Source organism: Alteromonas sp. 4NH20-0056, from assembly GCF_057539655.1.
This window is the reverse complement of sequence record NZ_BAAJLS010000003.1, coordinates 416,084-430,704: the sequence shown is the minus strand read 5'-3', so window position 1 is coordinate 430,704 and position 14,621 is coordinate 416,084. Positions and strand designations below refer to the sequence as shown.

At 44.3% G+C, this 14,621-nt stretch carries 11 protein-coding genes; 8 read left to right on the top strand and 3 right to left on the bottom strand.

Going from position 1 to position 14,621, the window contains the following annotated elements:
• Window positions 1–98 precede the first annotated feature (98 nt).
• The 7 genes from rpe to AC27EZ_RS07975 all read left to right on the top strand — a co-directional run bounded on the left by rpe (window position 99) and on the right by AC27EZ_RS07975 (window position 7,493).
• Complete coding sequence (gene rpe / locus AC27EZ_RS08005) at window positions 99–767, top strand: ribulose-phosphate 3-epimerase (RefSeq protein ID WP_487134832.1); 669 nt, start codon at window positions 99–101, stop codon at window positions 765–767.
• 35 nt (window positions 768–802) lie between these two features.
• Window positions 803–1,810: a tryptophan--tRNA ligase gene (trpS, locus tag AC27EZ_RS08000; RefSeq protein ID WP_487134831.1), complete on the top strand. Its 1,008-nt coding sequence runs from the start codon at window positions 803–805 to the stop codon at window positions 1,808–1,810.
• A gap of 33 nt (window positions 1,811–1,843) precedes the next feature.
• Complete coding sequence (locus AC27EZ_RS07995; protein WP_487134830.1) at window positions 1,844–2,437, top strand: anthranilate synthase component II; 594 nt, start codon at window positions 1,844–1,846, stop codon at window positions 2,435–2,437.
• A 469-nt stretch (window positions 2,438–2,906) separates the two neighbouring features.
• Window positions 2,907–4,115: an aspartate aminotransferase family protein gene (locus AC27EZ_RS07990; protein WP_487134829.1), complete on the top strand. Its 1,209-nt coding sequence runs from the start codon at window positions 2,907–2,909 to the stop codon at window positions 4,113–4,115.
• A 25-nt stretch (window positions 4,116–4,140) separates the two neighbouring features.
• Window positions 4,141–5,178 carry an arginine N-succinyltransferase gene (astA, locus tag AC27EZ_RS07985; RefSeq protein ID WP_487134828.1) on the top strand — a complete coding sequence of 346 codons (1,038 nt, stop codon included), beginning with the start codon at window positions 4,141–4,143 and terminating at the stop codon, window positions 5,176–5,178.
• 16 nt (window positions 5,179–5,194) lie between these two features.
• Window positions 5,195–6,664: a succinylglutamate-semialdehyde dehydrogenase gene (gene astD, locus AC27EZ_RS07980; protein WP_487134827.1), complete on the top strand. Its 1,470-nt coding sequence runs from the start codon at window positions 5,195–5,197 to the stop codon at window positions 6,662–6,664.
• Window positions 6,665–6,686: 22 nt separating this feature from the next.
• Window positions 6,687–7,493, top strand: a complete 807-nt coding sequence (locus AC27EZ_RS07975; RefSeq protein WP_487134826.1) for a 2-oxoadipate dioxygenase/decarboxylase family protein — start codon at window positions 6,687–6,689, stop codon at window positions 7,491–7,493.
• A gap of 78 nt (window positions 7,494–7,571) precedes the next feature.
• Here the strand turns inward: AC27EZ_RS07975 and AC27EZ_RS07970 are convergent, their stop codons facing one another.
• Genes AC27EZ_RS07970 through parC form a run of 3 tightly spaced genes read right to left on the bottom strand, consistent with a single transcriptional unit; the run spans window position 7,572 to window position 12,609 of the window.
• Window positions 7,572–9,713 carry a putative bifunctional diguanylate cyclase/phosphodiesterase gene (locus AC27EZ_RS07970; protein WP_487134825.1) on the bottom strand — a complete coding sequence of 714 codons (2,142 nt, stop codon included), beginning with the start codon at window positions 9,711–9,713 and terminating at the stop codon, window positions 7,572–7,574.
• Between the two features lie 10 nt (window positions 9,714–9,723).
• On the bottom strand, window positions 9,724–10,260 hold the full coding sequence (locus AC27EZ_RS07965) for a heme NO-binding domain-containing protein (RefSeq protein WP_487134824.1): 537 nt from the start codon (window positions 10,258–10,260) through the stop codon (window positions 9,724–9,726).
• Window positions 10,261–10,320: 60 nt separating this feature from the next.
• A complete protein-coding gene (gene parC / locus AC27EZ_RS07960; protein WP_487134823.1) occupies window positions 10,321–12,609 on the bottom strand; it encodes a DNA topoisomerase IV subunit A in 2,289 nt (762 codons plus the stop codon).
• Window positions 12,610–13,082: 473 nt separating this feature from the next.
• On the opposite strand from parC, the gene gtfA reads away from it, so the two are divergent.
• Complete coding sequence (gene gtfA, locus AC27EZ_RS07955) at window positions 13,083–14,570, top strand: sucrose phosphorylase (protein ID WP_487134822.1); 1,488 nt, start codon at window positions 13,083–13,085, stop codon at window positions 14,568–14,570.
• The last annotated feature ends 51 nt before the right edge of the window (window positions 14,571–14,621 follow it).

Genomic DNA, 14,621 nt, shown 5'->3' with positions numbered 1-14,621 from the left:
ACAATCGTAGGCTTTCGCTTTTTTCATGCCCGAGATTTCGCTACACTCCGGATTCATTTTTAGCAATAGCTAATAAGCACGTTATTAAGGGACACATCATGAAACCGTTTTTAATTGCGCCATCCATTCTGTCAGCCGATTTTGCAAGACTCGGCGAAGATGTAGAAAAAGTGCTGAATGCGGGCGCTGATGTCGTACACTTTGACGTGATGGACAATCACTATGTACCAAATTTAACGTTTGGACCGATGATTTGTGAAGCGTTAAGAAAGTATGGAATTACCGCACCTATCGATGTTCACTTGATGGTAAAGCCGGTTGATGATCTTATTAGCAAGTTTGCGCAAGCAGGCGCGTCCTATATTAGTTTTCATCCTGAAGCGTCAGAGCATGTCGACCGTTCATTACAGCTTATCATTGACGAAGGTTGTAAACCTGGTTTAGTACTTAACCCGGCGACTTCATTACATTGCTTAGATCACGTCATGGATAAACTGCACCACATTCTTCTTATGTCTGTGAACCCGGGGTTTGGCGGACAGAAGTTTATTCCTACTACTTTAGATAAGATACGCCAAGTGAAACAGCGCGTCATCGCAAGCGGACAAGATATCAGGATAGAAATTGACGGTGGCGTTAAAGTCGATAATATTCGCGACATTGCGGAAGCGGGCGCAGATATGTTTGTTGCAGGTTCGGCTATTTTTTCAAACGACGACTACCGCGCAGTGATTGATGATATGCGCGCACAATTGTCTCACCTTTAAAACATAACACTATTGAATCACTACAGGTAAGCACTATGAGTAACAAACCCATTGTATTAAGCGGCTGTCAGCCTTCAGGGCAATTGACCCTAGGTAATTATATGGGTGCACTGAAACAGTGGGTCTCTATGCAGGATGACCATGACTGTCTCTATATGCTCGTTGATTTGCATGCGATTACCGTTAGACAAGACCCTAAGCAACTCTTTGAAGCATGCTTAGATGGCCTTGCCCTTTATTTAGCGTGTGGCATCGACCCACAAAAGAGCACCCTTTTTGTGCAGTCTCATGTGCCAGAGCATGCACAGCTTTCGTGGATATTAAATTGTTACACCCAAATGGGTGAGCTAAATCGTATGACGCAGTTCAAAGATAAATCTGCGAAAAACGAAAGTAATATCAATGTAGGCCTATACAGTTACCCGGTGTTGCAAGCTGCGGACATCTTGTTGTATCAAGCTGATAAAGTTCCTGTTGGGGAAGATCAAAAGCAGCACTTAGAGCTTACACGTGACATCGCTACCCGTATGAATAATCTTTACGGTGATGTATTTCGTCTACCTGATCCTTATATTCCTGAGTTCGGCGCACGCATTATGAGCCTTCAGGAACCTGAAAAGAAAATGTCTAAGTCTGATAACAATCCGAACAATTTTATTGGCTTGCTTGAAGATACGAAAAAGCTGACGAAAAAAATTAAGCGTGCGGTGACAGATTCTGACGAACAGGCCAATATTTACTTCAACCCTCAGGAAAAGCCGGGCGTATCGAACTTACTTACCCTACTTTCTTTATCGACAGGCAAATCGGTTGATGCGTTAGTGCCAGAATATGAAGATAAAATGTATGGTCACTTAAAAGGTGACGTTGCCGAGGCAGTAGTCGCGTTGTTATCACCGATTCAACAGCGCTATGCTGAGATTAGGCAAGACAGAGCCTATCTTGATGAAGTAATGAAGAACGGCGCGCACAAAGCCTCTGAACGCGCCGTGGTAACATTACAAAAAGTCTATGACGCCGTTGGTTTTATTAGAAAACCTTAGTCTTTTTCTATCCTATAAACCTAGGCCATATTAGTGCTGCTTCTAATTGATAACTTTGATTCGTTTACACACAATCTAGCACGGTATTTTACCGAGCTAGATTGTCACGTAAAAGTGGTCAGAAACAATGCCATCACGCTTGAAGAGATTGAAGCCCTAGCGCCTGACTATTTGGTGATCTCTCCAGGGCCGTGTTCGCCTAATGAAGCAGGTATAAGCCTTAGTGCTATTGATCATTTTAAAGGTAAAATTCCCATTCTCGGGGTGTGCCTTGGCCACCAAGCGATTGGGCAAGTGTTTGGCGCAGACGTCGTTGGCGCAAGAGAGATAAAGCATGGCAAAGTGTCATCATTGTTTCATGACCACACTGGTCTATTCGCTGACTTACCCTCGCCTTTCGACGTTACTCGCTATCATTCCCTAGTGCTTGCCCCCGACAGTATTCCTTCTTGTTTACAAATAGATGCATGGTGTGAAACAGACGATAACCAACGAGAAATAATGGCGTTTTCTCATGTTTCTCTACCTATTTGGGGGGTGCAATTTCATCCCGAATCTTTACTTACCCAATACGGTCACGACGTCTTAGACGCCTTTTTAAAAACGACCCCAATACCAAACGTTTAAAATACAAGGCCGTTAAGTCTCGCTGACGACAGTCCTTATACACGTTAACTCCCTTCAGAATGACTGATTGTTGTGGTTAATAGCAGCAATGCGCTCACTTTTTAACCAAACCTCATTATTTACAATAAATTTTTTATTGGATATTCATGCAGGGAATCACTGCGGCGAGTAACACGTAGATGCTGCGCATTTTCTCAACAACACTATTTCACAGTAGGTTTACATCTGCTGCTTTCGATGGGCTTTGCACCACAAATTTAGTCTATTACTAACGAATATTGGTTAGCACTAAATAGTTATTCACTTTTAGTGCAAATTAAGCCAAAGTCCTTGTATATAAAGGGCTAGAGCCTACTACAAACGAGACAATTGTTAATAGAAATGGCATACTGTACGCAATATTAGATTATTTTTTGCACCCCAAAACCTCTTACTGTGAGGACGGGTGCCCAATGCAGAGGTGACAAAAATGAAAGTAACTCGCGCTACATTTGATGATGTTATGGTGCCAAACTACAACCCAGCGGGAATGGTTCCTGTTCGTGGTGAAGGTTCGCGCGTATGGGATCAAGATGGCGTCGAGTACATCGACTTTGCAGGCGGTATTGCAGTAAATGTACTTGGACATTGTCACCCAGAGCTTGTTAGCGCGCTTAAAGAGCAAGGCGATAAGTTGTGGCATCTAAGTAATGTATTTACTAATGAGCCATCATTGCGTTTAGCAAAGAAACTTACCGATGCAACGTTTGCCGACAAGGTTTACTTTGCTAACTCGGGTGCAGAAGCAAATGAAGCCGCACTTAAACTTGCGCGCCGTTGGGCACTTGATAAGTTTGGCGAAGCTAAAAACAATATTATTGCATTTAATAAAGGGTTCCACGGCCGTACCTTCTTTACCGTAACGGTAGGTGGTCAAGCAGCTTATTCTGACGGATTTGGACCTAAACCTGGCGCAATTACCCATTGTGACTACAATGATCTCGAGGCGTTTGAAGCCCTTATTTCAGACGACACCTGTGCCGTTATGATGGAGCCATTACAGGGCGAAGGCGGCATCATTCCACCTGATGTAGACTTTGTTAAAGGTGTTCGTGCACTTTGTGATAAGCACAATGCTCTTTTGATTTTTGATGAAGTTCAATCAGGGGTTGGCCGTACTGGTCACTTATATGCTTACATGGGTCTTGGTGTAACACCGGATATTCTTACCACTGCAAAATCATTAGGCGGCGGTTTTCCAATTGGCGCAATGCTTACCACTACAGATATTGCTGAACACTTGAAGCCAGGAACGCATGGCAGTACATACGGTGGTAACCCACTAGCCTGTGCTGTTGCAGAGCGCGCATTAGATGTTGTGAACCAGCCTGAAGTGTTAGAGGGCGTACTAAAGAAAGAAGCTTTGTTCAGAGAAATACTTGGCGAGATTAACGCAAAATATAACGTATTTAGCGAAGTTCGCGGACAAGGTATGTTATTAGGTTGCGCACTAAACGATAAATACGCTGGGCGTGCGAAAGAATTTATGACTGCGGCAACGCATGAAAATCTTATGTGCCTTATTGCGGGTATGAACGTTATTCGTTTTGCGCCATCGCTTGTTATTCCTGATGAAGACATTAAAGAAGGTTTGGCACGCTTTGAGCGAGCAATAGCAGCTGTTGTAAACGCTGAATAATTCCTTAACTGTCGAGAAAGCGGAAATGAATATAATTCGCCCAATCAAGCAGGCTGACTATCAAGCGTTATACGATATTGCTGTTGAATCAGGGATCGGCTTCACGTCGCTCCCTGTTAACGACGAGCTGTTACAACGCAAAATTACGCGTGCCGAAACTGCCTTTAATCAAAAAAACGTTACCGCCCCCGGCGATGAGTCTTATCTGTTTGTGATGGAAGACACTACCACTGGGGAAGTTGTAGGTACCACGGGAATTGAGGCAGCCGTAGGCATCGATGATGCTTTTTATCATTACCACTTAAGCAAGGTGGTACACGCATCGCGCGAGCTCAATATTCATAACACGGTTGAAATACTCACCTTTTGTAATGACTACACTGGTGTGACAGAAATATGCACGCTGTTTCTACGTGAGCAAGCTCGAGGCGGCCTCAATGGGCGTTTCCTCTCTAAAGTTCGTTTCTTATTTATGATGGAACACCGTGAACGCTTCTCGGAAACGGTTATTGCCGAAATGCGTGGTGTAAGCGATGAAGAAGGTCGTTCGCCATTTTGGGAATGGCTCGAAGACCATTTTTTCTCGATGGACTTTCCAACCGCCGATTACTTAACCGGTATTGGCAATAAAGTATTTATCGCCGAGTTGATGCCAAAGTATCCCATATACGTAAACTTGCTGAGCAAAGAAGCGCAAGACGTAATTGGCAAGGTTCACGACAAGACACGCCCAGCGCTACAACTTCTTGAAGAAGAAGGGTTTGGCTGCAGAGGGTACGTCGACATCTTTGATGCAGGCCCTACTGTTGAAGCCAACTTAAGCCATATTAGAACCGCACAATCTAGCCAGAAACTTCCGGTTGTTATTGACGACACCGCGGCGGCGCAAGGGCAGACGCATTATATTATAAACACCTCTATTTCTGATTTCCGAGCAGTGGCAACCGAAATCGCGGTGAGTGAAGAGAAGCAGGTCGTTGTGCTATCTCGTCAAGCCGCTGCTGCACTCAACGTGAAAGAGGGAGAGTCAGTAAGATTCGCCCCCGTTAAATTCAGAGATTAATTAAAGGATACCCTACATGCTACATACACATTACATAAATGGTGAATGGGTTGCTGGTGAAGGTCACCCGCTAACCTCAATAGATCCAGCTAAAAACGTCAGTATCTGGGAAGGTAAATCTGCAACTGCTGCACAGATTGACAATGCCATATCGGCTGCACGCGAAGCGTTACCCTCATGGAGCATGAAGAGCGTAGAAGAACGCTTAACGATTATTAAAGCCTACGGCGAAAAACTGGGTGATAACAAGGCTCACCTTGCTAAAATTATTGCCAGAGAAACCGGAAAGCCTGAATGGGAAACGGCCACAGAAGTGGGCGCAATGATTGGCAAAATTGGCATTTCTGAAAAAGCGTACTTTGAGCGTACGGGTAATGTTGAAAACCCAATGCCCGTTGGTAAAGCCTTTATTCGCCACAAACCGCACGGCGTAGTAGCAGTGTTTGGGCCATACAATTTCCCAGGCCACCTGCCAAATGGCCATATTGTCCCTGCACTTATTGCTGGCAACACCATCGTATTCAAACCTAGCGATTTAACCCCTATGGTTGCTCAGGAAATGGTAAAGCTATGGCATGAAGCAGGTCTTCCCAAAGGCGTATTGAACCTTGTTCAAGGTGAAGTAGAAACCGGTAAAGCACTTGCCTCTCATAATGATATCGATGGATTATTCTTTACAGGTAGCTCTCGAACAGGAAAAGTGTTGCATGAGCAGTTCTCTGGACACCCAGGAAAGATACTTGCACTAGAAATGGGCGGAAATAACCCACTTATCGTTAAAGATGTGGAAAATGTTGACGCCGCCGTACATGACATTGTGCAGTCAGCATTTGTTACTTCAGGACAACGTTGTACGTGTGCTCGCCGTTTGTTCTTGCAAGCTGGCGCTAAGGGCGATGCATTATTGGCGAGATTAATAGAGGTCACTAAGAATATTCTTATTGACGACTACGATGCCGAAGAGCAGCCTTTTATGGGCGCTATGATCTCAGCTAACGCAGCAGCAGCGATGGTAAGTGCACAACAACAACTTGAATCACTTGGGGCAACGGTATTGCTACCGCTTACCCAGCCTGATGCAACGAAAGGGTTTGCTACACCTGGAATTATCGATGTCACTGACATGTTAAGTGCGCTACCAGACGAAGAGCACTTCGGCCCACTTCTGAAGGTCATTCGCTACACAGATTTTGACGCTGCGATAAAAGAAGCAAATAACACCAGCTTTGGCCTTTCTGCCGGTTTCCTTGGCGACAGTGAAGAAGACTATCATTATTTCTTCGCTCGCATTCGTGCGGGTATTGTTAACTGGAATCGCCCTATTACTGGTGCAAGCAGTGCAGCGCCATTTGGCGGTATTGGTGACAGTGGAAATCACAGAGCAAGCGCATTCTATGCTGCAGATTACTGCGCATACCCTGTAGCGTCTGTTGAGCTAGATAAAGTTACGTTACCTGGTGCTTTAAGCCCAGGCTTATCGCTGTAGACGACAACAAGGACCTACTTTTATGCATAGCAATATTGATACGTTATTTTCTAACATGTGGGACGATTACGTTTCTATTACGCCATCAGCACATAAAATTCATACGCTGCTTACCGGTAAAGAAAATAATAACGATATCGTCAATGATCACGTCGCCTTTAGAACGTTTGCGTTAGACAAAACATCGTTAGATAAGCTCGCCGCCCATTTTCTCGCATTAGGTTATGAAGAAAAAGGCGACTATGATTTTGAAGCAAAGAAACTGACCGCGAAGCACTTCGAGCATGCTGATGATACGAAACCTAAGGTATTCATTAGCGAATTGCGCGTTCACGAATTGTCTGACGACGCACAGTCCATTATTCACGACCTTGTGGCGCAAATGAACGATGACGTCGTCAATGCAGACAACTTTTTGTATTCAGGCCGTCACTGGGACGTAACCAAAGCGCAATATGACACGTTGCTTAATGAATCTGAATATGCGGCATGGCTCGCAGCGTGGGGGTTTAGAGCGAACCATTTCACCGTAAGCGTAAACCACTTAGCACGCACTAATGAACTCAGTGACGTAAACACATTACTGAAAGAAGCAGGCTTTGTGCTTAATACCTCTGGTGGCGAGATAAAGGGCGGCCCAGACGTATTTTTAGCACAATCGTCTACCATGGCAGACCGTGCCGACGTGGATTTTGGTTCAGAAACGATTGCCATCCCAAGTTGTTTTTACGAATTTGCACAGCGTTATGACATGCCCAACGGTAAGCGCTACCAAGGCTTTGTAGCAGCGTCAGCTGATAAAATTTTCGAAAGCACGAACATTAAGTAACGTAATTAGGGGCGAGCGTTATGCGAAAAGTCGCACGACACGCTATGTACGCTTCGCCCTTTTAAACTTTGTGTGCCGTTACCGTGCGGCTCGTGTAATATGACGAGCAATAAATTGCTCGTAAGGCATGGGTTTGTCAAAATAGAACCCCTGCATTAACGTAATGTCCGCTTGCTGCATAAAAGGTAAGTAAGACTCTATTTCAACCCCTTCTATCACCACCTCTATATTTAAGCTTTTCAACATGGTAACTAAACCATTAAATAAGGCATTGGCTTTGCTGCTTAGGTGTATATCTCTAATCAAGCTTCTATCTACTTTCACAACGTCAAAGTGGAAATTGCGCAAATAGCTTAATGATGAAAAACCGGTACCAAAGTCGTCCAGAGAAAGCCTAAACCCCGCCTGCCGAAGGTTGTTGAGGGCGTCTAGAGCCGCGCTTTCATCTCTTATGAGAATGGACTCAGTGAGCTCAATTTCTATCATACTCGGACTGACATGATTCTCCGCACATATAGCAGACGCTTGGGACGGAAACTGAGTGTCCAGTACTTGATTACCGCTTACATTAATGGAAAGTGGGATCGCGACCCCCTGCTGAGACTCCATTATCGATATGTAGTCGCACGCAGCTTCAAGCGCTTGGAGGCCTATTTGTGCATCTAAGTTATTTTCTTCAGCAATAGGAATAAACGTTCCAGGGCTCACTACACCATGCAAACCCGATATCCACCGGCAGAGTACTTCACCGCCCCTAAGTCGACCGGTATTATCGTATTTCCCCTGAATGTAAAAGTCGAGCAGGTGATTCTCTACCGCCCTTTTCAAACTGTTTACCAGGGTAACTTGTTTTGCCATACTTTCGTACAAGCCATGCTCATAAACGAAAACACGCCCTTTACCTAGTGTTTTTGCTTGGTACATTGCTGCATCAGCGTTCTGAATCAACCCTTCAATGGTGTCGCTATGCTCTGGATACTGGGCAATGCCTATACTTGCAGAAAGCCTAAGCTCGATACGTTGTGTGCTAATCACATCCTTTTCAATTAACTCGATAAGATGCTTGGCTTTTTCAACCGCTTCTTGCATGCCAATATTCGGAAGAACGGCAATGAATTCATCACCTCCCCATCGCCCAACCGTACCATGGTTTGTGAAAGTACAACTCAATAACCTACCAACACGCCGCAATTCTTCATCACCTCTTTCATGCCCCGCGTTGTCGTTAATGGCCTTAAAGCCATCTAAGTCAATAAACACAAGCAAAAACGGCGATTCGGTCTCAGCATACGCCGTAAAGCTCTCTCGCAATGCATTTCTATTCGATAGGCCGGTTAAATCATCAAACAAGGCCAGTTGACGTAATTTAGCTTCATTCGCTTTACGGTCGCTAATATCACGCATGGTTGCAATAAGGTACGAGGTAGATTGAAGATATGTTTCAAACAATGCGACCGAAATATCAACGGCTTTTTCCTTGCCACTAAGCATTCTTACTTTCGATTCAAATCGCTGCTGCTTTGCACTTTCTAGACTTGCGGCATCCACTTTTTCTGCCGTTAATAGCGAGTTGAAGTCCATGCCTAAACATTTATCTTTCATTGCCGCACCAATCATGTTGGTGAAGGCTTCATTACATTCCGTGATAAGTAAGTCGGGTGAAAGAACAAGCATAGGCTCTCGAGAACTCGCAAATGCGGACGCCATTAAATGAAACGACTGCTCTGCCTTGCGCTGTTGGGTAATGTCTTTTGTAGTACCAACAATTTGTAGCGCTTCACCCGCCTTTCCACGTTCAAGCACCCGGCCTCGCAATCGTACCCATTGAAACTCGTTTTGGATATTTAAACGGAACGAAAACTCTATCCGGTCTCGTTTACCGTGCAACGCCATTGCCCAATGAAACTGGAGATTTTCGATATCTTCTTGATGAACCCGCTCTAGCAGCGCTATTAGTGTGCCAGACCAGGTGGAAACACTTTCAGAGTGCAGAGAATAAGAGCGAATATCCATGACATCTGTATCGGCGCGCCAGCTCCAAAAAGATTCTTGTGATGCCCAGAGCGCGAGCTCTAGATTTTTTTGTAATTGCTGTGTTTCTATTAGTTTTAAATATAACGCTTCGGATTTTTCAGTAAGCAGGGCCTCGGCGTGCTGACGAGCGATTTTCTCCCGCTGTAAACGGCGTTCAAACTGTTCTAAAGCATGTTTATTGGGCACAAAAATCCTTTTATGCTATTGATAGACTGAACTCGTAGGTATGCGGCTCATCCAGCGTTCTCAGCTCTCGCTCGAGGGTGACGCCGTAGAATTGTGCTGCAGCATCCATGAGACCTTCTGCAAGGGCATATAAATCTCGCTCGGAGTAGTATCGCAATACCATAGCGTTATCGGTACGCGACATAACTTTAAACCTTGGGAGATCAGCGTCAGGGTAAAGTTTTCTAACCTGTACATGTATATCGCCATCAAGGTGTTCTAACATTTGAAGTAAACTATCTGTATTCGCCAACACACTGCCATGCGCTGCCGATAACTTGCCAAACAAATAAAACCCAAAATCATGCAATAGTTCATTTGCAGACTTGCCGGTTTTATTCACTAATATGCCAACAAGTTTTTGCATTTCTTCAAACGGATAATAGCCAACAGCAGTGTAAGCACCATCGTTTTGAAGTTCAGCTTCGACAATTACTTCATCAGCAAAATCTGGCGATACTTTTTCTTCGAGCATGTCGATAAGCGACGTAAAAACGATACCAAGCATAAAAGCCCCTAACAGTAATTAACTAAATTGTAGACCACTGGTGTATAACAACAACTTATCCTAGTCCTGTAATGGTTCATTTGCTGAATAATGTGCCCCGAGTTCAACCTCAACACTATCTACGCGTTGAAGGCCTCTGGGTAATTTATTACCTCTTCGCCCTCTTTCGCCCTGATAATGCGTTAAATCGTCTGCGGTTAATGTCATGCTGCGTTTCCCAGCGGCTACTTTAATCGATGCACCATTAGGCACCACCGCCAATACTTTGATGTATTCTTCTCGAGATTGCGCCTTAGCACTAGGAATATTCATTAACTTATTGCCTTTACCTTTACCAAGGCTTGGCAAGTCACGCAGTGGGAATAACAACATCCTTCCCTCGTTGGAAATTGATAAACACCAATCTTCTTCTGGGTTAGTGACAACTTGCGGTTTAATCACTTTTGCGCTCTTTGGCAGCGACAGGTAGGCTTTACCTGCTTTATTCTTACTCACCATGTCGCTGAACGTACCAACAAAACCGTAACCTGCGTCAGAGCCCATTAAGAATTTAGTGTCGTCCTGTGCCATGATGACGTATTCAAAGTTTTCACCGCCCACAAGGTTAAATCGCCCAGTAAGCGGCTCGCCTTGGCTTCTTGCAGAAGGAAGGCTATGCGCATCACAGGAGAAAGTCCTCCCCGAGGTATCCATAAATACAGCGGGCTGATTACTTTTTCCTTCAGCACTGGATAAATAGCCATCGCCTGATTTATAGCTTAGTCCTTCTGCGTCGATGTCATGGCCTTTTGCACATCGCGCCCAACCTTTCTCAGAAATAACCACGGTTACCGATTCGGCCGGCACTAACTCTTTTTCTGACAACGCTTTAGCTTCGCCACGCTCGATGATAGGTGAACGACGATCGTCACCGTACTTTTCTGCATCGGCTAAAATCTCTTTTTTGATCAACGTTTTTAAGCGTCTATCAGAGCCCAGTAATGTTTGAAGTTTGTCTCGCTCAGCGGCAAGTTCGTCTTGCTCGCCTTTAATCTTCATTTCTTCAAGTTTCGCGAGGTGACGAAGTTTTAAGTCTAAAATTGCCTCAGCTTGTTTTTCACTGAGCGCAAAGCGCGACATAAGCTCAACTTTTGGCTTATCGAATGTACGAATAATCTCAATAACTTCGTCAATATTTAAGAAGGCTATCAGAAGGCCCTCTAAAATATGTAAGCGTGCCAATACTTTATCAAGACGATATTGAAGACGTCTTGTTACCGTATCTTTTCTATATACTAACCACTCTGACAATATCGTTTTTAAATCTTTTACCTTAGGACGACCATCCAAACCAATCATGTTTAAATTGACACGGTAGTTCTTTTCCAAGTCGGTGGTGGCAAACAAATGTTGCATAAGTTGCGCGGTATCTACTCGATTCGAACGCGGAGTGATAACAAGGCGAGTAGGATTTTCATGATCGGATTCATCACGCAAATCGCTAACCATTGGTAGTTTTTTCGCCTGCATCTGTGCGGCAATTTGTTCTAAGATTTTCCCACCAGATGCTTGATGAGGTAGTGCTGTTACGATGATATCGCCATTTTCTTCGTAGAAAACCGCCCGCATTTTAATTGAGCCTTTACCCGTTTCGTAAAGCTTCTTGATGTCGGACTTAGGCGTAATAATTTCCGCTTCGGTCGGGTAATCTGGCCCATTCACGTGCTCTAAGACATCGTGTAATTCCGCTTTGGTGTTGTCTAAAAGCATTGCGCAGGCATTCGCCAGTTCGCGCACATTGTGTGGCGGTATATCGGTGGCCATACCAACTGCAATACCGGTCACACCATTCAACAGAATGTGGGGTAAACGCGCGGGAAGCATACTAGGCTCTTCCAGAGTCCCATCGAAGTTGGGTACCCAATCAACAGTACCTTGCCCTAGTTCATCTAATAAGACTTCTGAGAAACGAGAAAGCTTCGCTTCTGTATAACGCATGGCAGCAAAGGACTTAGGATCATCTGGAGCCCCCCAGTTACCCTGGCCATCAACCAGTGGATAGCGATATGAGAACGGTTGTGCCATAAGCACCATTGCCTCGTAGCATGCCGAATCGCCATGTGGATGAAACTTACCGAGGACATCCCCCACCGTTCTTGCAGACTTTTTGTACTTCGCATTTGCACTTAAACCGAGATCGGACATGGCATAGATAATCCGCCGCTGCACAGGTTTGAGCCCATCAGTGATATGCGGCAGTGCCCTATCCATAATTACGTACATGGAATAATTCAAATAGGCATCTTCAGTGAAGCGCCTAAGCGGCAGTTGTTCAATACCGTCGCGGTTAATTGTGATCTCGTCGCTCATAATATTTTTTTCGTTTTGTTATTGTGCAAAATTTAGCGCGCGTGCACGTGTTAGCAAGGTAACATCATGCTTGATGTTTCGTGCGCACTTACAATGTCTTATTGCGAGTTTCATAGCAAGAATTACATGCCAGAATGTATCGATTTATAGCACTATTGTGGGGTATAGCGCAGACTTTCGCAATGACCTCTCATACGTACAAAACAATCACCATAATGCAACAAATGTAGTCGGCTATTTCTTTAGTGTAATTATGCATGGCCATAGCAAACAGCAAAGTTAAAATAAACAATTTGTTTACACTTAAGCAATTCGCTGATACTTTTACTTAATCGATTAAGCTTTACTATACCTGGCGCCAATAAATGAACCTTAAAGCATAAGACGTCATGTTAATGCGCAACGTACACAGTATTATTTAGCGTTAATTCATACTTATTGACGCCGAACTGATTGTTATTAGGAGAGTTATTATGTCTATACGCAATGGCGTTCAATTAATCACCTATGCCGATAGATTTGGCGACGGTACTATGACCGGACTTCATGCTCTATTAAATGGAAAGCTTTCTGGGCTTTTCAAAGGCGTTCATATACTTCCTTTTTACTATCCTTATGACGGCGAAGATGCAGGGTTCGATCCTATTGATCACACTGCTGTTGATAAACGCCTTGGGGTATGGAACGACGTTAAGCAAATTGGTCATTCTATGAATATTATGTCTGACCTGATCGTGAATCACATGTCAGCGCAAAGTAAACCGTTTTTGGATGTATTGGCGCATGGAAAAAAGTCAGACTATTGGCCGTTATTTCTCACTAAACAAGATGTTTTCGGTGATAAAGACGATAGCGAGATTGCTGAACAAATTGCCAAGGTGTTTCGTCCAAGACCCACGCCATTTTTTACCGACTATGATGTTGCCGGCGGCGAAACTGTACCTTTTTGGACCACCTTCACTGCCAACCAAATAGATATTGATGTTGAATCTGACCTTGGGAAAAACTACCTTTCATCGATATTACAGGCCTTTACTGATAATAATGTTGACCTAATTCGCCTTGATGCGGCGGGTTATGCCATCAAGCGTGCAGGCTCAAATTGCTTTATGCTAGAAGAAACGTTTGCGTTTATTGAGTCGCTAAGTGAGCGTGCAAAAACCATGGGCATGCAGTGCTTGGTAGAAATTCATAGCCATTATCAAACCCAAATTGATATTGCCTCTCGCTGCGATAGCGTTTACGACTTTGCACTACCGCCTCTGGTTCTGCATACGCTTTTTAGTAAAGATGCCAGTGCATTGTCCCATTGGTTATCAATATCACCGCGCAATTGTTTCACCGTATTAGATACCCATGATGGCATTGGTATTGTTGATGTCGGTGCTAGCGGCGATAAAGCCGGATTACTTACAGAAACTCAGATTGATAATTTGGTGGAGCAAATACACACCAATTCAAAAGATGAATCTAGAAAAGCCACTGGTGCAGCCGCCAGCAACGTAGATTTGTACCAAATAAACTGTACTTATTATGACGCACTAGGGCAAAGCGATGCCCAGTATTTACTTGCCAGAGCCATTCAGTTTTTCAGCCCAGGGATCCCTCAAGTGTATTATGGCGGACTAGTTGCAGCGACCAACGACATGGCGCTACTTAGTAAAACGAACGTAGGTAGAGACATTAATCGGCCATATTTAACTGATGCAGACATAGACGCAGCGCTTGAAAAGCCGGTTGTGAAGGGTTTAATTAAGCTTATTACATTACGAAATAGCAGTAAGGCCTTTGATGGCGCGTTTAACGTTAGTTATGTTAGCGATAACCTCACGTTAAGCTGGGAGAACGATGACGCCCAAGCTCAACTACATGTAAATATGGATACCTTGGAAGCATCTATCCACATTACTGAAAGTGATACGCGCTCGGTTGTGACACTTGAATCGTTACTTACTGTATAACCGCATATTTTACTAACTAACTGGTACGGGCAGTTACCTTGCTATGTAGAC